We start from the raw sequence: 21,224 nt of genomic DNA, 5'->3' as shown, positions 1-21,224 counted from the left end.
CGACGGCGGCCGCCGCGCGCCGGGCGACCCCGCCGCGGACGGCGCCGCCCGGCCGCCTCGCCCCGCGGGGCCGCGCGACTGGCCCGTCACGCCCGAGGTCGAGGCGCTGGAGGAGGCCGAGAGCCACTTCACGCCGCCGGAGCCGCCCCCGGTGCTGTCCTCGCGCGACCCCCTGCTGGTGGTCGCGTGGGCGGGCGCGGCGGGCGTGCCGCTCCTGGCCGTCCTGGCCCTGCTGGTGCGCGCGTTCGTGCCGCTGCCCACGCCGGCGTGGCTGGGCGGCGCCGGCGTGGTGGTCTTCGTGGCGTCGGTCGCCGTGCTGCTGTGGCGCATGCCGCAGCACCGCGACCCCGACGACGGGCCCGGCGCCGTCGTCTGAACCCCGCCGTCGTCCGGACCCCGCCGTCGTCCGGACCCCGCCGTCGTCTGAACCCGCCGCCGGAGACGGCGCCACGCGGCGGCCGGTCCGGCGTGAGCGCCGGCGCCGGTGTCAGCGCCGGGCGAGGTCGGCGGCGCCGACGATCCCGGCCTCGTTGCCGTGCTCGGCGAGCTCGATCTGCGCGACCGGCCGGTGGCCGAGCGCCGACAGCTGCGCCTCGAAGCCCTTGCGGATCGGCGTCAGGAGCAGGTCGCCGGCCTCGGCCACGCCGCCGCCGACGACGATGAGCTCCGGGTCGAGCAGGGCGGTGACGGACGCCGCACCCTCCCCGATCCAGCGCCCGAGGTTGGCCAGCAGGTCGACGGCGAGCTCGTCGCCCTCCTGCGCGGCCTGGGTGATCTGGGGGCCCTTGAGCTTCTCGCGGTCGCCGCCGGACAGCTCGAGCAGGCGGGCGGCCCGGTGCGGCTGGGCGACGACGGCGGCGCGGGCGTCGCGCACGAGCGCGCTGCCCGAGGCGTACTGCTCCCAGCAGCCCTCGTGCCCGCAGCCGCAGTAGTGCCCGCCGGGGACGACCCGCATGTGGCCCACCTCCGCGGCGACGCCCCACTTGCCGCGCACCAGCTCGCGGTCCACGACGATCGCGCCGCCCAGGCCCGTGCCGATGGTCAGCATCAGCATGTCGGTGGCCTCGCGCCCCGCGCCGAAGCGGAACTCGGCCCACCCGGCGGCGTTCGCGTCGTTCTCCACCACGACGGGCACGTCGAGGTGCAGCAGCGACCGCAGCCGCGCGGCCAGGGGGTACTCGCGCCAGGCGATGTTGGGCGCGAAGAGCACCGACGTGCGGTCCGGGCTGACGAAGCCCGCGGCCGCGACGCCGATCGCGCCCACCACGTAGTCCTTGGCGAGCTCGGCGCACGCGTCGGCGATGGCGCGGTCGATGCTCGCGACGTCGTCGGCCTCGGTCTCGCGTCGGACCTGGGCGAGGATCCGGCCCGCCTCGTCCACGACACCGACGGCGATCTTCGTGCCGCCGATGTCGACTCCGATCGCATGCATCCGCTCGACCTCACGTTCGTCATCGGGGCCGCCGTGCTGTGCGGCGGCGCTGTTCGCTGCGGGGCGTCGCCGTCCCGAGCGCGCGCCCAGCCTATCGACCGCCGAGAGTGCCTGTGCTGTGATGTGCACCTGACGGACGCCCGACCGCCCCGCGGTGCCGCGTGAGCGACGACCCGGGGGCGGTAAGGGGTCCGTCGTCCTCGACGTAGGCGCGGCGGTGACCGGTGTCACAGGCACGACTGAGACCGAGTATCGTGGCGGCCACGGACCGGACCTGCCACTGGAGTCAGTCATGGACGAGATCAGCACCCCCCTGCGCGTCGAGCTGCCGACGTCGTCGAACCTCAACGACATCGTCACGGACCGGCTCGCCAGCGCGCCCGACGCCGTCCTCGCCGAGGTGCCGAACGCCGCGGGGGTGTGGGAGCCGGTCACCGTCGCCCAGTTCGACGCGCGCGTCGTGGCCGTCGCCAAGGGCCTTGTCGCGAAGGGCGTCCAGCCCGGCGACCCCGTCGCGATCATGTCCCGCACGCGCTACGAGTGGACGCTGCTCGACTTCGCGATCTGGGCCGCCGGCGCCGTCCCCGTCCCGGTCTACGAGACCTCGAGCGCCGAGCAGGTCCAGTGGATCCTCACCGACGCCGGCGTGACCCTGCTGTTCGCCGAGACCAAGGGGAACGCGGCGGTCGTCGAGCAGGTGCTGGCGGAGGCCCCGTCCTGCCGGGAGGTCCTCGTCATCGACGACGGCGGCCTGGACGACGTCGTCGCGGCGGGCCGCGACGTGCCCGACGAGGAGATCGCCCGGCGCCGCGCGCTCGCGTCGCTCGACGACGTCGCGACGATCATCTACACCTCCGGCACCACCGGCCGGCCCAAGGGCGCCGAGCTCACGCACCGCAACTTCGCGTCGCTGGCCCGCAACGCCGTCGCGTTCGTGCCCGAGGTGTTCACCGAGGGCGGCCGGACGCTGCTGTTCCTGCCGCTCGCGCACGTGTTCGCCCGCTTCATCGAGGTGCTCGCGCTGGCCAGCGGCACGGTGCTGGGCCACGCGCCCGACATCAAGACGCTCACCACGGACCTCGGCTCGTTCCGGCCGACGTACATCCTGGCCGTGCCGCGGGTGTTCGAGAAGGTCTACAACTCCGCCGAGCAGAAGGCGGCGACCGAGGGCAAGGGGCGGATCTTCCACTGGGCGGCGGCGACGGCGATCGCCTGGTCGCGGGCGCTGGACACGCCGTCGGGCCCGTCGCTGTGGCTGACCCTGCAGCACAAGGTCGCAGACGCCCTGGTGTACAGCAAGCTCAAGGCGGTGCTCGGCGGGCAGGCGCGGTACGCCGTCTCCGGCGGCGGCCCGCTCGGCGAGCGGCTGGGCCACTTCTACCGCGGCATCGGGCTGAAGATCCTCGAGGGCTACGGCCTCACCGAGTCGACGGCACCGACCTGCGTGAACCTGCCCGAGCGCACGCGGATCGGCACCGTCGGGCTGCAGCTGCCCGGCTGCGCCGCCCGGATCGCGCCCGACGGCGAGATCCTGCTGCGCGGCCACCACATCTTCCGCGGCTACCACGGCAACGCCGAGGCCACGCGCGAGGCGTTCGACGGCGAGTGGTTCCGCACCGGCGACCTCGGCTCGCTCGACGACGACGGGTTCCTGCGGATCACGGGCCGCAAGAAGGAGATCATCGTCACCGCCGGCGGCAAGAACGTGGCGCCCGCGGTGCTCGAGGACCGCATCCGCGCCCACGCGCTGGTGAGCCAGTGCGTCGTCGTCGGCGACGGCAAGCCGTTCATCGGCGCCCTCATCACCCTCGACCCCGAGGGCCTGCCCGGCTGGCTGACGATGCAGGGCAAGCCCGCGATGACGGTGGACCAGGCGGCCACCGACCCCGACGTGCTCGCGGCGCTGGACGCCGCCGTCACGCGGGCCAACGCGGCGGTCTCCCGCGCCGAGTCGATCCGCAAGTTCACCGTGCTGACCTGCGACTTCACCGTGGAGAACGGCTACCTGACGCCGTCGCTCAAGGTCAAGCGGAACCTGGTGCTCAAGGACTACGCGCAGGACGTCGAGCGGCTCTACGCCCCCGGCGACGACCGCGACACCCTGCACACCCTCTAGGGGCCCGCGCGCGGCCTCGCGGCCCCACCGGCACCCCCGGCGACCGGGCGTGTCGGTGGGGCCTCGTAGCGTCCGGGGCCATGACGAGCACCACCGACGCGTCCCGGCAGGGGCGGCAGCAGGTGGTCCAGCCCTCCTTCGAGGACCTGGGCACCCCGCTGCAGGACGTCACCTTCGTCGTCGTCGACCTCGAGACCACCGGCACGCGGGCGGCCGACGGCGGCATCACCGAGATCGGTGCGGTCAAGGTGCGCGGCGGGGAGGTCCTCGGGGAGTTCCAGTCGCTCGTCAACCCCGGTCGCCCCGTGCCGGCCTTCGTCGCCCGGCTGACGGGCATCACGACGGCGATGGTGGCCACCGCTCCCCCCGTCTCCCTCGTGCTGCCCAGCTTCCTCGAGTGGGCCCGCGGCGCGGTGCTGGTGGCGCACAACGCGCCGTTCGACGTCGGCTTCCTGCGCGCGGCGTGCGAGCAGCTCGGCTACGACTGGCCCGGCTTCCCCGTGGTGGACACGGTGCCGCTCGCGCGCCGCGTCGTGACCCGCGACGAGGCGCCGAACCACAAGCTCTCGACGCTCGCCGCGCTGTTCCGGGCGCAGGTGACCCCGGAGCACCGGGCGCTCGCCGACGCGCGCGCCACGGTCGACGTGCTGCACGCCCTGCTCGCGCGCCTCGGCCCGCTCGGCATCACCCACCTCGAGGACCTGGCGACGGCCGCCGACCCCGTGCCGCCCGACGTTCGGCGCAAGCGGCACCTGGCCGACGACCTGCCCGAGGCGCCGGGGGTCTACCTGTTCCGCGGGCCGAAGGACGAGGTGCTGTACGTCGGCACGTCGACCAACATCCGCAAGCGCGTGCGCTCCTACTTCACCGCCGCCGAGAAGCGCCGCCGCATGACCGAGATGGTCCGCATCGCCCACGCCGTCACCCCGGTCGTGTGCGCGACCCCGCTGGAGGCGGCGGTGCGCGAGCTGCGGCTCATCGCCGAGCACGCGCCGCGGTACAACCGCCGCTCCAAGCACCCCGAGCGCCAGTCGTGGGTGCGCCTGACGGACGAGGCGTACCCCCGGCTGTCGGTGGTCCGGGACGTGCGGCCCGGGGCGGCGCACATCGGGCCGTTCACCTCCCGCCGCACCGCCCAGGAGGCGGTCGACGCGCTGCACGACGCCCTGCCCCTGCGGCAGTGCACCGCCCGCCTGCCGCTGGTCTCGCGCACGCCCGGCAGCCCGTGCGCGCTCGCCGGGATGGGTCGGTGCTCGGCCCCGTGCACCGCCGTCGCGGAGCCCGACGCGGCGTACGCCGCCGTGGCGGACGCGGCCGCGCGCGCCCTCGAGAGCGACCCGTCCGCCGTCGTGCGCGCCCTTGCCGGGCGCATCGCGCGGCTGGCGGCCGAGGAGCGCTTCGAGGAGGCCGGCCAGGTCACCGCGCGCCTGCGGTCCTACGTCCAGGGCGCCGGGCGCGCGCAGCGGCTGGCGCCGCTCGCGCGCTGCGCCGAGCTCGTCGCGGCGCGGCCGACCGACGCCGGCGGCTGGGAGCTGGTCGTGGTGCGCCACGGCCGGCTGGCCGCCACGGCGGTCACCGGGCGCGACGAGGACCCGCTGCCGGTCGTCGACGCCCTGCGCGCGACGGCCGAGGTGGTCGCGCCGCCGTGCCCGCCCGCGCCGGCCTGCCACCCGGAGGAGGCGGCGCTCGTCATCGCCTGGCTCGAGCGTCCGGGGGTGCGGCTGGTGCACGCCTCCGAGCCGTGGGCGGTGCCGGTGCGCTCGGCGCTCGCCCACGCCGACCTCGGCGGCGTCTCCGGCGAGGTCCGGGCCCGCGTCACGGCGGCCGAGGCGACGCCCGCGGCGGCCGCGCCGGCGGTGGCTAGCATGGCCCCATGCTGACGGCGATCGTGCTCATCGACACCGAACCGGACCGGATCCCCGAGGTGGCGGCCCAGGTGGCCAACCTCAAGGGCGTCAGCGAGGTCTACTCGGTCACCGGCAAGGCGGACCTGGTCGCGATGGTGCGGGTGCGCGAGCACGAGGCGCTCGCCGACGCGATCGCCGACGGCATCTCGAAGGTGCCCGGCGTGGTGCGCACGGAGACGCTCATCGCGTTCCGGGCCTACTCCAGCATGGACCTCGAGCAGGCGTTCGCCCTCGGTCTCGACGACTGACCCGCCGGGACCCGCCGGCGCGTCGCGAGGCGTGCGGCCCCTCGCGGCCCAAGGCAGCCTCTCGCGCCCTCAGCGCGCCGACGCCGCGCGCCAGCGCTCGAGCACCGCGGCCGCCGCGCCGTCGTCGACGCTGCGCGCCGCGAGGTCGATGCCGGCGGCCAGCCGCTCGGCGAGGCTCCCGCTCCCGGTGCCCGGCAGCGTCGCGTCGGCCACGAGCGCCGCCGCCGCGTTGAGCAGCACCGTCTCGCGCACCGGCCCGCGGTCGACGCCCGTCAGCACGTCGCGCGCCACGCCGGCGTTGTGCGCGGCGTCGCCGCCGCGCAGGTCGGCGACCTCGATGCGCCGCAGGCCGAGCTCGGCGGCGGCGTCGAGCCGCGCCTCGCTCACCACGCCGCCGCGGACCTCCCAGACCGTGGCACCGCCGGTCGCGGCGAGCTCGTCGAGCCCGTCGTCGCCCCGGAACACCAGGGCGTCGGTGCCCTGCTCGGCGAACACGCCGGCCATGAGCGGCGCCATGCGCGCGTCCGCGCACCCGACGGCGGTCGCCTGCGGCCGCACCGGGTTGGTGAGCGGCCCCAGGAAGTTGAACGCGGTGGCGACCGCCAGCTCCTTGCGCGCCACCGCCGCGTGCCGCATCGACGGGTGGAAGACCTGCGCGAAGCAGAACGTGATGCCGGCCTCGGCGGCGATCTGCGCCACCCGGCGCGGCGGGTGGTCGAGGCGGATGCCGAGCGCCTCGAGCACGTCGGCCGACCCGGACGAGCTCGTCGCGGCGCGGTTGCCGTGCTTGACCACGCGCACGCCCGTGCCCGCCACGACCACGGCCGCCATGGTGGAGATGTTCACCGTGTGGGCGCGGTCGCCGCCCGTGCCGACGATGTCGACGGCGCGGCCCCGGTGCTCCAGCGGCGTCGCGTGCCGGACCATCGACCGCGCCAGGCCCGCCAGCTCGTCGACGGTCTCGCCCTTGGCGCGCAGGCCCATGAGGAACCCCGCGAGGCGCGCGGGCGCCACCTCGCCGGCCATGACCTCGTCCATGGCCCAGGCCGCCTGCTCGGCGGTGAGGTCCTGCCCGGCGACGAGCCGGTTCATCACCACCGGCCACGAGAGGTCGGACGGCGTGGGCGCGGCGCTCGGGCGTGCGGCGGTCGGCTGGGACAACGCGGGTCCTTCCCTCGGGGTGGTCGTGGCGCGCGCCGGGGCTCGCCGCGCGCCCGGCCTGCCGGCGAGGGCGCCGGTCAGGACAGGAGCGCCGCCACGGCGCGCTGCAGCTCGAGGGCGTCGAGGGGCCGGGGCACCACGGCGTCCGCGAGCGACCACGATGCTAGCCAAGCGTCCTGCGCGCGGCCGGTGAGGACCAGGATCGGCGGGCACTCGTAGATCTCGTTCTTCAGCTGACGGGCCAGCCCCATGCCCCCGGCCTTGTCCGCCTCGCCGTCGAGCACCAGCAGGTCCCAGCCCGCGCGGTCGACCGCGGCGACGACGGCGGCCGGCGTGGCCACCTCCGCCCAGTCGATGGGCGCGGCGTGCGCCCGCAGCCGCGGGCCGACGGCGAGCCGCACCTGCTCGCGCACCGAGCGGTCGTCGCTGTAGAGCAGCACCCGCGGCCCGTCCGCCGCGCCGGTCCCCCGCGGCACCGCCGCGGTGCTCACGTCCGTCATCCCGACCTCCTCGTCGCCGACGGCGCCGCCCCGTGCCGTCCCCGGCCGGGCGGCCGCAGTTTGCTGGCATCGTGGCACACAGGTGTCAGGACGAGAAGGCCCGGTGCGTGGTCTTTTACTGGCACTCTCCGGTCGCGTGTCAGCATCGAGCGACACAACCGCGAGAAACCGCCAAATCCGCCGAACTTTCCCTGCTCCCGCGCCGTTTACGGTGCCTCACCGGTCGGCGGAGTCGGCAATAATGGCTGCGTGTCCACGACCGCAACGGCTGCTGCCCCCACCGCCCACCAGCACGTGAGCGTCAACCGTCCGAACCCCGTGTCGGTCGGGACGATCGTCTGGCTGGCCAGCGAGCTGATGTTCTTCGCCGGCCTGTTCGCCATGTACTTCACCGTGCGCTCCGTGATGCCGACCGAGGAGTGGGCGACCCAGTCGGGCAAGCTCAACCTCACGTTCGCCTTCATCAACTCGACGGTGCTGGTCCTGTCCTCGGTGACCTGCCAGATGGGCGTCTGGGCGGCCGAGAAGTTCCAGCCCTCGCGCACCGGCTCGATCTTCAACGTCCGCGGCTGGGGCATGCACGAGTGGATGACCCTGACCTACCTCATGGGCGCCTTCTTCATCGCCGGCCAGATCTTCGAGTACGCCGAGCTGGTGCACGAGGGCCTGACCATCTCCTCCAGCCCGTACGGCTCGGTCTTCTACCTCACGACCGGCTTCCACGGCCTGCACGTGGTCGGCGGCCTGGTCGCCTTCCTCTTCCTGCTGGGCCGCTCCTTCGCCGCCCGCCGGTTCGGCCACCACGAGGCCACCACCGCGATCGTCACGTCCTACTACTGGCACTTCGTCGACGTCGTGTGGATCGCGCTGTTCTGCGTCATCTACCTGCTGAAGTGACCTCCGCCCGGCGGCGAGGCCGCTGCCGGACGAACCTACCGACCCACCAACGCCACGAGACGAGGTTCATTTCGTGAAGGCACTCGCCGCCCGCAGGCACCACCGGTTCGCCCCGGTCGTGCTTCTGCTGCTGGCGCTGCTGGTCACGGGCGGCGTCTACGCCGTTCTCGCACCGAGCTCGGCCAAGGCCGAGACCGCCAGCACCGCGGACATCGAGACCGGCAAGAAGCTGTTCCAGGCGAACTGCGCCACGTGCCACGGCCCCAACGCCGAGGGCACGTCCGAGGCGCCGTCGCTGGTCGGCGTGGGCGCCGCGGCTGTCGACTTCCAGGTCTCGACCGGCCGCATGCCCATGCAGATGAACGGCCCGCAGGCCGCGGCCAAGCCGCCGCAGATGGACGAGGAGCAGACCGCCGCGCTGGCCGCCTACGTCGCCTCGCTCGGCGCCGGCCCGGCCATCCCGACCGACGAGCAGGTCGACCCGGCCCTGGGCGACTCGGCGAACGGCCTCGAGCTGTTCCGCACGAACTGCGCGATGTGCCACAACGCCGTCGGCGCCGGCGGTGCGCTGTCCGAGGGCAAGCACGCGCCCTCCCTGCGTGACACCTCGCCCCGCAACATCTACCAGGCCATGCTGACCGGCCCGCAGTCGATGCCGGTGTTCAACGACGCCAACATCACCCCTGAGGACAAGCGCGACATCATCGCCTACCTCGAGGACCAGAAGCAGGGCTCGGCCGGCGGCTTCGAGCTCGGCGGCATCGGCCCGGTGGCCGAGGGTCTGTGGGCGTGGATCGTCGGCATCGGCCTGCTGATCGCCGGCTCGGTGTGGATCGGAGCCAAGTCCTCGTGAGCGAGAGCAAGAACCCCGTGAACAACTCCTCTTCCGGCCTCGAGCGCGCCGGCGGCAACGGCGACCTCGTCCAGAGCGACCGCTTCCCGGACCCGGGGGTCCCGGAGCACAAGCCGCGCCTGACCGACGTCGACCCCAAGGCGGCCAAGCGCGCCGAGCGCACCGTGGCGATCCTCTTCGGGATCTCCTGCCTCGGCACCATCGCGTCGCTCGTCGCGTACTTCGCCGTCCGCCCGGACGGCACCGTCGAGGGCACGCGCCTGTCGACCCAGCTGCTCGGCATCGGCCTCGGCGTCTCGCTCCTGGGCATCGCCGTCGCGGCGATCCACTGGGCCAAGGCGCTGATGTCGAACCACGAGTACATCGACGAGCGCCACCCGACCGCGACGTCGCCGGAGAACCGCGAGGTCGCCGTCGCCGCGCTCCAGCAGGGCGCCAACGACTCCGGCATCGCCCGCCGCGGCGTGCTCAAGGGCGCCGTGGTCTCGGCCCTCGCGCTCTTCCCGCTGACGATCGCCGTGCCGCTGGTCAGCTCGGTGGGCGGCGACTGGAACGTCTCGTCCTTCCGCCACACGCTGTGGACCAAGGGCCGTCGCCTCGCGTACGACCCCAGCGGCCGGCTCATCAAGGCCGCCGACCTCACCATCGGCTCCGTCGCACACGTCATCCCGGACGTGCCCGAGGAGGAGCGGCAGACCGAGGAGTGGATCACGGAGAAGGCCAAGGCCGTCGTGCTCCTCGTCCGCCTCGACCCCGCGGACCTCAAGTCCGACCACCGCGAGGGTGCTTCGTACCAGGGCATCGTCGCGTACTCGAAGATCTGCACTCACGTGGGCTGCCCCGTCGCCCTGTACGAGCAGCAGACCCACCACCTCCTGTGCCCCTGCCACCAGTCGACGTTCGACATCTCGGACGGCGCCAAGGTGGTCTTCGGCCCGGCGAAGCGTCCGCTGCCCCAGCTGCCGATCACGGTCGACGACGAGGGGTACCTCGTGGCTGAGGACGACTTCGACGAGCCGATCGGCCCGAGCTACTGGGAGCGCCTCAAGTGAGCACCACCACCGCGAGCAAGCGCCCTGCCGCGCCGACGACGAGGGCGGGCAAGGCCGCGGACTACCTCGACCAGCGGACGTCGATCGGCGTGGCGGTCAAGGAGTTCGCGCGCAAGATCTTCCCGGACCACTGGTCCTTCATGCTGGGCGAGATCGCGCTCTTCTCGTTCGTCGTCCTGCTGATCACGGGCGTGTTCATCGCCCTGTTCTTCCAGCCGTCCATGGCGCTGGTGACCTACCACGGCAACGGGCCGGAGCAGCTGCAGGGTCAGCTCATGTCGGTGGCGTTCGCGTCGACCGTCGACCTGTCGTTCGAGGTCCGCGGCGGCCTGCTGATGCGCCAGATCCACCACTGGTCCGCGCTCGTCTTCATGGCGTCGATCGTGGTGCACATGATGCGCGTGTTCTTCACCGGCGCCTTCCGCAAGCCGCGCGAGCTGAACTGGCTCGTCGGCTGCCTGCTGATGATCCTCGGCCTGCTGGCCGGCTTCTCCGGCTACTCCCTGCCCGACGACGTGCTCTCCGGCAACGGCCTGCGCATCGCCGACGGCGTGGTCAAGTCGATCCCGGTGATCGGCTCGTACCTGTCGTACTTCATCTTCGGCGGCGAGTTCCCCGGCGAGCACATCATCGCCCGCCTGTTCACGGTCCACATCCTGCTCATCCCGGCGCTGCTGCTCGCGCTCATCGGCCTGCACCTGTTCCTCATGGTGCTGCACAAGCACACGCAGTACCCGGGCGGTGGCCGCACCGACAAGAACGTGGTCGGCTACCCGATGTTCCCCGTGTACATCGCGAAGATGGGCGGCAACTTCTTCCTGGTCTTCGCCGTGCTGGCCCTCATGGGCGGCACGATGTCGATCAACAACATCTGGAACTACGGGCCGTACGACCCCTCCCCCGTGTCGGCCGGCGCGCAGCCCGACTGGTACATGCTGTTCCTCGAGGGCTCGCTCCGTCTGATGCCGGGCTTCGCGGAGTTCGTCACGTGGGGCGACTACACCGTGTCGCTGAACGTCCTGATCCCCGCCGTCGTCGTCCCGGGCATCCTGTTCACGTTCCTCTTCGTGTACCCGTTCGTCGAGGCCAAGGTGACGGGCGACCACCGCGAGCACCACGTGCTCGACCGGCCGCGCAACGTCCCGGTGCGCACCGCGCTGGGCGTCGCCTTCCTGACGGAGTTCATCATCCTCGCGGTGGCCGGCTCGAACGACCTCCTCGCGCTGTTCTTCGACATGTCGCTCAACTCCATCACCTGGGTGCTGCGCGTGCTGTTCTTCGTCGGGCCGGTGTTCGCGTTCTGGGTCACCAAGCGCATCTGCCTGGGCCTGCAGCGCAAGGACCGCGAGATGGTGCTCCACGGGCACGAGTCGGGCCGCATCGTCCGGTTCGCCAACGGCGAGTACATCGAGGTCCACACCCCGCTGAGCGACGAGGAGCGCTGGCTGCGCGTCAACTACGAGGCGCACCGGCCGCTCGAGATCGCGCCCGCGACGGACGGCCGCGGCGTCAAGCGCCGGGGCTACAAGAGCGACCGCCGCTGGCAGCGCCTCTCGCGGTTCTTCTTCGAGGACCGCGTCGAGCCGGTCACGCCCGCCGAGCTCGCCGCCGCGCACTCGCACGGCGAGCACGACGAGCTCGCGGCCGCCCCGGCCGCCGCGCCGGCGGTGACCGCAGGCGGCAGCCGGCGGGCGCGCTGATCGCTCCCGTGTCATGACGGTGACCCGCGTCACGGTCTTCCCGCTTGTGGAAGGTCGCGGCGCGGGTCATCGTCGTCCTTGGTGACCTGGCCGTCCACGACGACGGCCCCCCGCTGTGCGCCCCGCCCCTGCCCCGGGCACGCCCGGGCCCGGACGACGGCGCTCCCCGCCGGCCGCCACCGTGACGGCCGGCCTGATCCAGGAGGAAGTTGATGGCTGTCTACACGCTCCCTGACCTGACCTACGACTACGGTGCGCTCGAGCCCCACATCTCGGGCCGGATCATGGAGCTGCACCACTCCAAGCACCACCAGGCGTACGTCACCGGCGCGAACACCGCGCTGGAGAAGCTCGAGGAGGCGCGCGACAAGGGCGACCTCGCCGCGGTGAACCTGCACGAGAAGAACCTCGCGTTCAACCTCGGCGGCCACGTCAACCACTCGGCGTTCTGGACGAACCTCTCCCCCGAGGGCGGCGGCGAGCCGACCGGCGAGATCGCCGCGGCCATCGCCGAGAACTTCGGCTCGTTCGAGAAGTTCAAGGCGCACTTCACCGCCGTCGCCGCCGGTGTGCAGGGCTCGGGCTGGGCCATCCTCGCCTGGGACTCCATCGGCCAGAAGCTGATCATCGTGCAGCTCTACGACCAGCAGAGCAACATCGCGCTCGGCCTCGTGCCGATCGTCCTGCTCGACTGCTGGGAGCACGCGTACTACCTGGACTACCAGAACGTGCGTGCCGACTACATCTCGGCGTGGTGGAACGTCGTCAACTGGGCCGACGCGGAGCAGCGCCTCGCCCGTGCGAAGTCGCAGACCGCCGGCCTGATCGTCCCGACGGTCTGACCCGGCGCGCAGACGCACCACGAGGGGCCGGGCCCCGGCGCGGCCCGCGCGCCGGGGGCCGGGCCCCCGCCCGGCCCATGTGGGACCCGGGCGGCCCCCGGACCCCCGCGGGGCGGGGCGGCGTGCTCCACGGCTCGCCGGGGCCCGGCCCCTCTCCCGTCCATGTTCTGGGTACGGAACACGCCGGCGGATTCTCGGAACTGCCGGCGTGTTCCGTACCCACAACGAGGTCGTCAGGCGGGCACGGCCGCCGCACGCTCCCCCGCCGCCGCGGCCAGGCGCTCGCCCAGCAGGCCGGCGAAGCCGATCGCACGGCGGTCGTCGTACCGGCGCGCCACGAGCGACACGCCCACCGGCATGCCGGCCGGCCCCACCAGGCCGGGCACGTTGACGACGGGGACCTGCAGCAGCGTCCACATCGAGTTGAACACGGAGCTCCCTGTGCTCTCGAGTCCCTCGGGCGCCTCGCCCGTGGTGCTCGGGGTGAGGACCACGTCGAACCCGGCGGCGATCTCGTCGAACGCGGCACGCGCCCGGTCCGCCAGGGCGTACGCCGCCCGGTAGTCGTCGACCGTGAGGTCGGGCGCCGGCCGCCCGTTCATGTCGACCCCGGCCCGGCCCTCGACCACGTCCCGGAAGAACGGCGGCAGGTCGGGGGTGGTGAGGTATTCGTTGAGGAACGCCGAGCGGCCCTCGCGGCGCAGGATCGCGCGGTGGGCGGGGTACAGCCCGTCGAACCAGTCCGGCAGCGCCAGGTCGACCACCTCGGCGCCGGCGTCGCGCAGGGCGTCAGCGGCCGCGGCCAGCGCGTCGCGGGTGGCCGGACCGGCCGAGCGCCACTCGGGCGTGCGGCACACGCCCACCCGCGCCCCGGCGAGCGTCGCCGGCGCGGGTGCCGGCTCGATCCGGAACAGGCCGGCCAGCAGCTCCAGATCGCGTGCTGAGCGGGCGTAGAGGCCGACGGTGTCGCACGTGGCCGAGTACATCTTCAGGCCCTCGCGGCTGATGCTGTTCCAGGTCGGTTTCCAGGCGTAGACGCCGTTGAAGGACCCGGGACGGATGGTCGAGCCACCGGTCTGGGTGCCCAGCGCCACGGCGCACTGCAGGTCGGCGACCGCCGCGCCCGACCCGCTGGACGACCCGCCCGGCGTACGGCCCGGGTCGTGCGGGTTGCGGGTCGGGCCGCCCACGCTGGTGGCGGCGAACTCGGTGGTCGTCGTCTTGCCCACGAGCAGCGCCCCGGCGGCCCGCAGGACGTCGACGCACGCCGCGTCGACGCCGGGCCGCGACCCGGCGTAGCGCGCCGTGGCGTGCTCGGTGGGCATGTCCTTTGTGGCGATGACGTCCTTGACGCCCACGGGCACGCCGTGCAGCGGCCCCTTGACCGGCGCCGCGTCGAGGGTGTCGGCGGCGGCTAGCACCTGCGCCGGGTCCAGGTGCGCCCAGGCGCGCACGTCGCCGTCACGGGCGGCGTACCGAGCGAGCACCGCCTCGGCCACCTCCCGCACGGTCAGCGTCCCCGCTCGCACGGCGGCGGCGACGGCGGTGGCGTCCAGGGCGTTCGGGGCGGTCGGTGCCGCCCCGGCCGGCCCGGCGGTCAGCCCGTCTGTCGGCTCGGTCGTCTGGGTCACGTGGGTGCTCCTGTCATGTTCCGAAGGGTCGGCTCTGCGCGTCCCGCCAGGCCCGGTGGTAGCGCGGCGGCGGCGCCACCGCGCCCGGGCGGTCCAGCACGACCGCGGCCCGCCGCGCCCAGTGCGGGTCGCGCAGCAGCTCGCGGCCCAGCAGGACGACGTCCGCGTGGCCGGCACTCACCACTGCCTCGGCGTGGTGGGGGTCGCTGATGAGGCCCACCGCGCCGGCCGGCACGCCGGCCGCCCGCACAGCCGCCGCGCCGGGCACCTGGTAGCCCGGGGACGGGACGTACTCCACGCCCGCGAGCAGGCCGCCGGACGAGCAGTCGACGAGGTCGACGCCGCGGTCGGCCAGCCGCCGCGCCAGGTCGGCGGTGTCCTCGTGGGTCGCTCCGCCGTCGGCACCGTCGGCCGCCGAGAGGCGCACCAGCAGCACCTTGTCGTCGGGCAGTGCCGCGCGAACCGCGTCGACCGTCTCGAGCAGCAGCCGCTCGCGGCCCGCCCGGTCCCCGCCCCAGGCGTCGTCACGGTCGTTGGTCAGCGGCGACAGCAGCTCGTGCAGCAGGTAGCCGTGCGCCGCGTGCAGCTCGACGCCGTCGAACCCGGCGGCCTCGGCACGCCGGGCCGCGTCGGCGAAGTCGGCGACCACCTGCCGCAGGTCGGCGTCGGTGGCGCGCCGTGGGGCGGAGAAGCGACCGAACGCGGCGCCGCTGGCGCCCAGCAGCGGCCACCCGCCCTCGGCGAGCGGGATCGTGCCGCCGCCGACGGCGTCGCCCGGCAGGTTGGCGTACTTGCCACCCTTGCGGCCGGCGTGGGCCAGCTGGCTGACGATGCGCGCCCCGGCGCCGTGCACGAAGTCGGTCACCCGCCGCCAGGGGGCGACCTGGTCGTCGGACCACAGCCCGGCGTCGTACGGGGTGACCCGACCGCGCGGGCTGACGGCGGTGGCCTCGGTCACCAGCAGCCCCGCCCCGCCGAGCGCGACCGCGCCGTAGTGCACGAGGTGGAAGTCGCCGACGCGCCCGTCGCGGTCGCCACAGGCGTACATGCACATGGGCGACAGCCACACCCGGTTTCGGGCGGTGACGCCACGCAGGGAGATGGGGTCGAGGAGCGAAGGACCCGGAGCGGGGCCGGCCGTGGCCGGCCCCGCCGCGGTGCTCGGGGTGGTGCCCCGGACCTGCTGGACGGTCACGGGCTACTCGCCCGCCGCCGGCGAGGCCGAGGCCTCGAACGACGCCCACGCGTCGTAGACCTCGGGGAGGTAGGCCTCCTGAGCCGCCTCCGGCTCGGCGTCGATGACGCCCTCGGAGCTGAAGAACTCGGCCGCGCTCTGGATCTCGGCCTCGTGCTCCGGGGTGAAGCCGGACATCGCGTAGGTGATCTTGCCCTGCACCGTCGAGGCGAGCTCCTCGTCGGTCAGCCCGCTGTTGTCCATGGCCTTCTCGAGCACCTCCTCGGGGTGCTCGTTCATCCAGTCGATGGTGTTGGACACGGCCGTCAGCACGCGGTTCGCCACGTCCTGGTTCTCGTACACGTCAGGGCTGGAGATGAGGTAGCCGCGCACGTCCATGACGTCCTCGCTGTCCAGGACGACGCTCGCCCCGGGGATGCTCGCGACGGCCTTGGTGACGTTCGGCTCCCACATCGAGGCGGCCTGGAAGTCACCACGCGTGAGTCCCGTGAGCAGCTGGGCCGTCTTGACGTCCTGGTAGTCGACGAAGTCGACGGTCTTGTCGTGCGAGGCGAGGAACTGGCGCACGTGCATGTCGAGCACCGTCTTGGCCTGAGCGGCCACCGAGACGCCCTCGAGGTCGTCGATCGAGTCGACGTCGCCCAGCTCCTGCGAGCCGACGATCCCGTACCAGCCGTGGCCGACGAGGTTGGCGCCGATGGCCTTGGCCGGCGCGTCCTTGCCCGCCAGCGAGGCGATGGTGGTCGCCGTGGTGCTCGTCAGGTCGTTCTGGCCGGCGTTGATCGCCTCGGTGGCCTCGGACCCCGACGGGTACTCGGTGAGCTTGGCGTCGATGCCCTGCTGCGCGAAGAAGCCCTTCTCCACCGCGAAGTACAGGTGGGTGTAGAAGAAGTCCGGCGCGACGCCGACGTCGATCGACGCGACCGGCTCGGGGACGTCGTCACCAGCGGCGCTGCTGCTGCCGCAGGCCGTCAGCGTGATCGCCGCGGCCATGGCCAGCGCGGCGCCGGAGGCGAGGGTGCGGGAGGTCTTCATGGTGCTCCTTGGGACGGTGGGAGGCGCGGTCGGCGTGGCCGGCGGCCGGGAGGCGATGCCCCGAGCCTGATCGGTACGCCTTTCGCGGCGGTGAAGGTGCTGTTTCGGGCGGGGCCCTGCTTCGTTTCCGGTCTGTGACCGGACGGCCTCGGAGGACGGTGCTCGTGTAAACCGCACGCGGGTGCGGGGCTCAGGCAGCGTGCGCAGGGGCCTGGCGGCGGAAGTCGGCGGCGACCTCGCCGGTGGTCGCGAACCAGACGTCGCTGGCCGCGGCGTGGGCCAGGACGGCCTCGAGCGTGCCGATGCGGAACGGCTGGCCGATGAGCCAGGGGCGGACCGTCAGCAGCAGGTGGCGGGCCGAGGCCGCCCCGTCGACCACGAGCTGGTCGATACCGGCCCGCACCATCGCCCCGTAGGAGTCAGGCAGCATCTTGCGGTGGCTCAGGGCGAAGCTGTCGTCGTACTCGAGCATCGGCGGCAGCGAGACCAGGTCGCCCTGCGGCACGGTCATGGCGTACGGCTGCTCGTCGTTCGGCCAGTCGCACACGTACCTCACGCCCGCCTCCGCCAGCAGGCGCGGGGTGCGCTCGGACTCCCCGTGCTCCGGCCCCATCCACCCGGTCGGCCGCACGCCCAGCGCCGCCTCCAGGCGGTCCAGCGACTCCGCGATGTAGGCGCGCTCCTGCGCCGCCGTCATGCGGCTGGAGATCGACCGCGTCACTGCGATGCCGTGGGCCACCGGCTCCACGCCGCGGTCCAGCACGTGCCGCACGAGCCAGGGGTACGCCTCCGCCGTCATGGCGTCGATCGCGACGCTCGCCGGGGCGCCGACCGCCTCCAGCGCGTCCAGGACGCGGAAGATGCCGACCCGGTGGCCGTACTGGCGGTGGGCGTAGCGCAGCACGTCCGGGTACGGGCGGGCGCCGAGCCCGCCGCCGAGCCAGGCCGAGCGGACCGCCTCGGCGGGCGCGTTCACCTCGAAGTGCTCGAGCACCACGAGGACGCTCATCGCGAGCGGGGCGCCCGACGACCATCGCAGCGGCGGGCGTGCCGGCAACGGCGACCAGGGGTGGTGCGGGTGGTCAGGTCCGGGGCGGCGGTCGGCGGGCATCGCTCAGGCTCCCTTCGTCGCGGCGGCGAGCTCGCGCGCGTGCGTCACGTCCGCGTCGTGGTGGTGGTCGAGGTAGTGGGTGGCGATCTCGTCGGCCGTGGCCATCCAGACGCCGTCGTGCCCGGTGATGTACCGCAGCACGGCGCGCAGGTGGCCGATCATGTGAGGCTGCGCGATGAGGTACGGGTGCAGCGCGAGGCACATGACCTTGCCGCCCTCGGCGTACAGCCGGTCGAACTGCCGGCGGCAGATCTGCTCGAAGTACGCCCCGTCGTGGTGGGCACCGAACAGCGGTACGTCGTTGAGCTCGATCGAGTACGGCACCGAGCACAGCCGACCGGTCTCGGTGCGCAGGGGCACCGGGACGTCGTCGTGCACCCAGTCCGCGTGGTAGACCAGCCCGCGCTCGGCCATCAGGTCGGGCGTGCGCTCGGTGGCGGAGATCGACGGGCCGAGCATGCCCCGCAGGGTGCGTCCGGTGTGCCGGCGCAGCGACGCGATCGTGTCGTCGAGCCAGGCGGCCTCCTCCTCGGGGGACAGCTCGTAGGAGTACCGGGTGTTGTAGATCCCGTGGCTCATGACGTCCCAGCCGCGCTCCACGATCAGGTCGCGGATCTCCGGGAAGTGGTCCATCACCGCCATGTTCAGCGACACCGTGCAGCGCACGCCGTAGTCGTCGCAGGCGTCGGCGAAGCGCCACGTGCCCACCCGGTTGCCGTAGTCCTTGTAGGCGTACTGCTGGACGTCGGGGTGCGGCATGCGCGGCCACGGGTCGCGGCCCGCGCTCGTGGCCGGCGGCGTGAGCTCGTAGTGCTCGATGTTGGGCGCGACCCACACGGCGATGCGGGCGTCGCCCGGCCAGGTGATCCGCGGGCGGTCGACGGCCGGCAGGTACGGGGCGCGCTCGGCGACGGTGATCATGGCGGAGTCCTCTCGGGGCTGTGGGCGGAGCGGGGCGTCAGGCGGGCGCGGCGACCGGCGCGCCGCGGCCCGTCGCCCCGGTCGCGGGGCCGGCCGCGCCGTCGTCGTCCCCGGGAGCGCCGTCGTCGGCCGCGTCGGAGCCGTGCGGCGGCCGCGGCGGCTGCGGCGGCTGCGGCGCGGCCTTGCCGCCGCTGCACACGACGCCGGCGACGGCGGTGACGACGAGCACGCCGAGCGCCAGCTCGACGCCGTGCCGGTATGCGAGCTCCTGGGAGCCGGCGAGCGGGAAGTCGCCGGCGAACACGGCGTGCCGCGCGTCGGAGCCGAGCAGGGCCGTGGAGACCTGCAGCGCGACGGCGGTGGTCAGCAGGTAGCCGGTGTTGAGCATCGTCGAGCGGATGCCGTTGGAGACCCCCCGCCGGTGCTGCGGCGTGATCAGCATGATCAGGCTCGTGTTCGGCGTCATGAAGGCGCCGATGCCCAGCCCGAGCAGCGTCAGCGACGCGTAGGCGCCCGCGGGCAGCAGGTCGAGGTGCACGAACCCGGCCAGGCTCACGGCGGCCGCGGCGATCAGCGCCATCCCCGCCATCGCCAGGCCCGCCACCGGCACCCGGCCCACGAGGCGCCCGGCCAGCTGGGCCGCGACGATCGTCGCCAGCGGCGAGACGATCACGAGCATCGCCACGTCGAACGCGTCGTAGCCGGCGGTCGCCTGTAGATAGGTGGACAGCAGCAGGATCACCGCGTACTGGCTGAACCCGGACAGCAGCACGGCCAGGTAGCGGCGCCCGAGCCTCGGGACGCGGAACAGCGCGAGGTCGACCAGCGGGCTGCGCACCCGCGCCTGGATCGCCACGAACACCCCGAGCAGCACCACGGAGCCCGCCACCAGGGCGGCGCTCCACGGGGAGCTCCAGCCGGTCTGCGACCCGGACGACATGCCGGCGACGAACAGCGACAGGCTGCCGGTGAGCGTCAGGGCCCCGCCGACGTCGACGCGGTCGCGCCCGGTGCCGGCGCGGCCGGGCACCAGCCGCCACGACACCAGCAGGCTCACCAGCGCGAGCGGGCCGCTGACCAGGAAGATCCAGCGCCAGTCCGCCAGGTGCGCGGTGATCCCGCCGACCACCGGGCCGAGCACCTGGCCCACCGCCGCCGAGGCGGAGTTCAAGCCCAGCGCCGTGGGCAGCTTCGCCGCCGGGAACACATCGGTGAGGATCGCGGTGGTGTTGGTGATGATCGCCGCGGCGCCCACCCCCTGCACCAACCGGGCGGCGACGAACAGCCCCGCGTCCGTGGTGAGGCCGGCCCCCAGGCTGCCGACGAGAAACACCGCCACGCCGGCGATGTAGATGCGCTTGCGCCCGAAGATGTCCGACAGGCGGCCGAACACGACGATGAGCGACGTCATCACCAGCTGGTAGGCCAGCAGGAACCACGTCGTCTGCGCCGGGGTGGCGCGGAACTCCCGCGCCACCTCCGGCAGCAGGATCGTCAGGCTCGTGGCGCACACGAAGACCAGGACGACGTTGACGCTCGTCGCGGCCAGCACCGGCCAGCCGGAGGAGCCCGCCGGCGAGTGGGTCACGCCCGCCCCGCCGGCACCGCCTGCTCGGCGTCCCGGGCGGCCCGCTCGGCCTGCTCGGCCTGCTGTGCGGCCTTGAGGCGCGCGATGTGGGCGAAGATCCCCGGGACCTTGTCCCGCTGGAAGGGGAAGGTGGCGCGCAGCTGCGGCACGCGCTCGAGGTCGAGCTCGGCGTGCAGGACGTACGGCTGGGTGTGCGCGGGCGCCGCCTCGACCAGCTCGCCGTGCGGGCTGACGACGCAGGACAGGCCGAACGACCGCGTCGTGCAGCCGGACATGGTCTCCTCCCCCGCCCGGTTCGCCGCCACGGTCCAGGCCTGGGCGTCCTTGCCACGGGTCTGCAGCTCGTGGACGAAGTGGCCCTCGCGCGCGCCCATCGAGCTGACCAGCACGAAGATCACCTCTGCGCCGAGGGTGCGGGCGGCCTCCCAGTACTCGGGGAAGCTGCGGTCGTAGCAGATCAGCGTGGAGAAGCGGGTGCCGAAGGCCTCGAAGAGCATCGGGCCGACGCCGGGGGCGAAGAACATCTTCTCGTTCACCGGCACGCCGGAGCCGGACCCCATCGGGATCGACGTCTTGCGGTAGGTGTCCACGACCTCGCCGTCGAGCGTCGTGCCGGGCACGATCTCGCCCGCGGCGTCGATGACGACGGCGGAGTTGTAGAGCGTGCCGTCGGCGGCCCGCTCGTACATGCCGAAGATGACGCCGACGCCGAGCTCGCGCGCCGTGGCGGCGAAGGCGGCGGTGCTGGGGCCCGGCACCGGCTCGGCCCACGCCTCGTATGCCGGGTCCCCGGTGAGCCCGAAGTAGGGCGTGGTGATGAGCTCCGGGAAGAGGACGACGTCGGTCCCGGGGGTCGCGGCCTCGCGGAAGAGCGCCTGGAGGCCGGCGAGCGCCTCGCCGCGGTCCTCGGGGACCTCGCCGGTCTGCACCACTGCGACGTTGAGCATCGTGTTCCTTTCGGGCAGGAGGAAGTGCCGGTAGCTGAGCAGGAGAAGAGCGAGACAAGGGCAGGACGTGCGCAGAGGCGCACGAGCC

Annotated in this window: 18 protein-coding genes and 1 pseudogene; 9 read left to right on the top strand and 10 right to left on the bottom strand. The window is 73.6% G+C overall.

All coding sequences use genetic code 11. The features are described from left to right. Positions 1 to 376 (top strand): annotated as a pseudogene (locus GSF02_RS14105) (hypothetical protein); the annotation flags it as partial. A 111-nt stretch (positions 377 to 487) separates the two neighbouring features. Here GSF02_RS14105 and GSF02_RS14100 read toward each other — a convergent pair. Next, positions 488 to 1,432 carry an ROK family glucokinase gene (locus tag GSF02_RS14100; protein ID WP_159797590.1) on the bottom strand — a complete coding sequence of 315 codons (945 nt, stop codon included), beginning with the start codon at positions 1,430 to 1,432 and terminating at the stop codon, positions 488 to 490. A 292-nt stretch (positions 1,433 to 1,724) separates the two neighbouring features. Between GSF02_RS14100 and GSF02_RS14095 the strand changes: the two genes are divergently transcribed. The 3 genes from GSF02_RS14095 to GSF02_RS14085 all read left to right on the top strand — a co-directional run bounded on the left by GSF02_RS14095 (position 1,725) and on the right by GSF02_RS14085 (position 5,703). Beyond that, on the top strand, positions 1,725 to 3,548 hold the full coding sequence (locus GSF02_RS14095) for an AMP-dependent synthetase/ligase (protein WP_159797588.1): 1,824 nt from the start codon (positions 1,725 to 1,727) through the stop codon (positions 3,546 to 3,548). 80 nt (positions 3,549 to 3,628) lie between these two features. Continuing rightward, positions 3,629 to 5,428 (top strand): DEDD exonuclease domain-containing protein, encoded by a 1,800-nt coding sequence (locus tag GSF02_RS14090; RefSeq protein ID WP_159797586.1) that lies wholly within the window; start codon positions 3,629 to 3,631, stop codon positions 5,426 to 5,428. Beyond that, on the top strand, positions 5,422 to 5,703 hold the full coding sequence (locus GSF02_RS14085; protein WP_159797584.1) for an Lrp/AsnC family transcriptional regulator: 282 nt from the start codon (positions 5,422 to 5,424) through the stop codon (positions 5,701 to 5,703). Before GSF02_RS14090 ends, GSF02_RS14085 begins: the two co-directional genes overlap by 7 nt. A 69-nt stretch (positions 5,704 to 5,772) precedes the next feature. Here GSF02_RS14085 and trpD read toward each other — a convergent pair whose 3' ends face one another. Continuing rightward, a complete protein-coding gene (trpD, locus tag GSF02_RS14080) occupies positions 5,773 to 6,795 on the bottom strand; it encodes an anthranilate phosphoribosyltransferase (protein ID WP_159797598.1) in 1,023 nt (340 codons plus the stop codon). A 146-nt stretch (positions 6,796 to 6,941) separates the two neighbouring features. After that, complete coding sequence (locus GSF02_RS14075; protein ID WP_159797582.1) at positions 6,942 to 7,364, bottom strand: response regulator transcription factor; 423 nt, start codon at positions 7,362 to 7,364, stop codon at positions 6,942 to 6,944. A gap of 249 nt (positions 7,365 to 7,613) precedes the next feature. Between GSF02_RS14075 and ctaE the strand changes: the two genes are divergently transcribed. From ctaE to GSF02_RS14050, 5 genes are all read left to right on the top strand, one after another. Continuing rightward, complete coding sequence (ctaE, locus tag GSF02_RS14070; RefSeq protein ID WP_235915580.1) at positions 7,614 to 8,261, top strand: aa3-type cytochrome oxidase subunit III; 648 nt, start codon at positions 7,614 to 7,616, stop codon at positions 8,259 to 8,261. A gap of 73 nt (positions 8,262 to 8,334) precedes the next feature. Beyond that, positions 8,335 to 9,114 carry a cytochrome bc1 complex diheme cytochrome c subunit gene (gene qcrC / locus GSF02_RS14065; protein WP_159797580.1) on the top strand — a complete coding sequence of 260 codons (780 nt, stop codon included), beginning with the start codon at positions 8,335 to 8,337 and terminating at the stop codon, positions 9,112 to 9,114. Beyond that, positions 9,111 to 10,166, top strand: a complete 1,056-nt coding sequence (gene qcrA, locus GSF02_RS14060) for a cytochrome bc1 complex Rieske iron-sulfur subunit (protein ID WP_159797578.1) — start codon at positions 9,111 to 9,113, stop codon at positions 10,164 to 10,166. The genes qcrC and qcrA overlap by 4 nt, the downstream gene beginning before the upstream one ends. Beyond that, the gene (gene qcrB / locus GSF02_RS14055) at positions 10,163 to 11,866 is read left to right on the top strand and encodes a cytochrome bc1 complex cytochrome b subunit (RefSeq protein WP_159797576.1); all 1,704 of its coding nucleotides are present in this window, start codon (positions 10,163 to 10,165) and stop codon (positions 11,864 to 11,866) included. The genes qcrA and qcrB overlap by 4 nt, the downstream gene beginning before the upstream one ends. A 212-nt stretch (positions 11,867 to 12,078) precedes the next feature. Next, positions 12,079 to 12,708, top strand: coding sequence for a superoxide dismutase (locus GSF02_RS14050; protein WP_159797574.1), 630 nt, complete (start codon positions 12,079 to 12,081; stop codon positions 12,706 to 12,708). A gap of 233 nt (positions 12,709 to 12,941) precedes the next feature. Here the strand turns inward: GSF02_RS14050 and GSF02_RS14045 are convergent, their stop codons facing one another. The 7 genes from GSF02_RS14045 to GSF02_RS14015 form a co-directional block, all read right to left on the bottom strand. Beyond that, positions 12,942 to 14,339 (bottom strand): amidase, encoded by a 1,398-nt coding sequence (locus GSF02_RS14045; protein ID WP_201308938.1) that lies wholly within the window; start codon positions 14,337 to 14,339, stop codon positions 12,942 to 12,944. A gap of 13 nt (positions 14,340 to 14,352) precedes the next feature. Next, positions 14,353 to 15,441 (bottom strand): oxidoreductase, encoded by a 1,089-nt coding sequence (locus tag GSF02_RS14040; RefSeq protein WP_268892892.1) that lies wholly within the window; start codon positions 15,439 to 15,441, stop codon positions 14,353 to 14,355. Positions 15,442 to 15,537: 96 nt separating this feature from the next. Beyond that, the gene (locus tag GSF02_RS14035) at positions 15,538 to 16,569 is read right to left on the bottom strand and encodes an ABC transporter substrate-binding protein (RefSeq protein ID WP_159797570.1); all 1,032 of its coding nucleotides are present in this window, start codon (positions 16,567 to 16,569) and stop codon (positions 15,538 to 15,540) included. 190 nt (positions 16,570 to 16,759) lie between these two features. Next, positions 16,760 to 17,578: a polysaccharide deacetylase family protein gene (locus tag GSF02_RS14030; RefSeq protein ID WP_159797568.1), complete on the bottom strand. Its 819-nt coding sequence runs from the start codon at positions 17,576 to 17,578 to the stop codon at positions 16,760 to 16,762. Between the two features lie 105 nt (positions 17,579 to 17,683). Next, positions 17,684 to 18,601, bottom strand: coding sequence for a polysaccharide deacetylase family protein (locus GSF02_RS14025; protein ID WP_159797566.1), 918 nt, complete (start codon positions 18,599 to 18,601; stop codon positions 17,684 to 17,686). A 37-nt stretch (positions 18,602 to 18,638) separates the two neighbouring features. Beyond that, on the bottom strand, positions 18,639 to 20,189 hold the full coding sequence (locus GSF02_RS14020) for an MFS transporter (RefSeq protein ID WP_159797564.1): 1,551 nt from the start codon (positions 20,187 to 20,189) through the stop codon (positions 18,639 to 18,641). Then, positions 20,186 to 21,136, bottom strand: a complete 951-nt coding sequence (locus GSF02_RS14015) for a carbon-nitrogen hydrolase family protein (protein WP_159797562.1) — start codon at positions 21,134 to 21,136, stop codon at positions 20,186 to 20,188. The genes GSF02_RS14020 and GSF02_RS14015 overlap by 4 nt, the downstream gene beginning before the upstream one ends. Positions 21,137 to 21,224: the final 88 nt, after the last annotated feature.

Source organism: Puerhibacterium puerhi (assembly GCF_009846865.1).
Classification (GTDB): domain Bacteria; phylum Actinomycetota; class Actinomycetes; order Actinomycetales; family Cellulomonadaceae; genus Puerhibacterium; species Puerhibacterium puerhi.
This window is presented reverse-complemented; position numbering and strand designations above follow the sequence as displayed.

Coding starts and splice junctions, on each gene's coding strand:
- GSF02_RS14100 (WP_159797590.1), bottom strand. CDS start 1,432: ATGCATGCGATCGGAGTCGACATCGGCGGCACGAAGATCGCCGTCGGT.
- GSF02_RS14095 (WP_159797588.1), top strand. CDS start 1,725: ATGGACGAGATCAGCACCCCCCTGCGCGTCGAGCTGCCGACGTCGTCG.
- GSF02_RS14090 (WP_159797586.1), top strand. CDS start 3,629: ATGACGAGCACCACCGACGCGTCCCGGCAGGGGCGGCAGCAGGTGGTC.
- GSF02_RS14085 (WP_159797584.1), top strand. CDS start 5,422: ATGCTGACGGCGATCGTGCTCATCGACACCGAACCGGACCGGATCCCC.
- trpD (WP_159797598.1), bottom strand. CDS start 6,795: ATGAACCGGCTCGTCGCCGGGCAGGACCTCACCGCCGAGCAGGCGGCC.
- GSF02_RS14075 (WP_159797582.1), bottom strand. CDS start 7,364: ATGACGGACGTGAGCACCGCGGCGGTGCCGCGGGGGACCGGCGCGGCG.
- GSF02_RS14050 (WP_159797574.1), top strand. CDS start 12,079: ATGGCTGTCTACACGCTCCCTGACCTGACCTACGACTACGGTGCGCTC.
- GSF02_RS14035 (WP_159797570.1), bottom strand. CDS start 16,569: ATGAAGACCTCCCGCACCCTCGCCTCCGGCGCCGCGCTGGCCATGGCC.
- GSF02_RS14030 (WP_159797568.1), bottom strand. CDS start 17,578: ATGAGCGTCCTCGTGGTGCTCGAGCACTTCGAGGTGAACGCGCCCGCC.
- GSF02_RS14025 (WP_159797566.1), bottom strand. CDS start 18,601: ATGATCACCGTCGCCGAGCGCGCCCCGTACCTGCCGGCCGTCGACCGC.
- GSF02_RS14015 (WP_159797562.1), bottom strand. CDS start 21,136: ATGCTCAACGTCGCAGTGGTGCAGACCGGCGAGGTCCCCGAGGACCGC.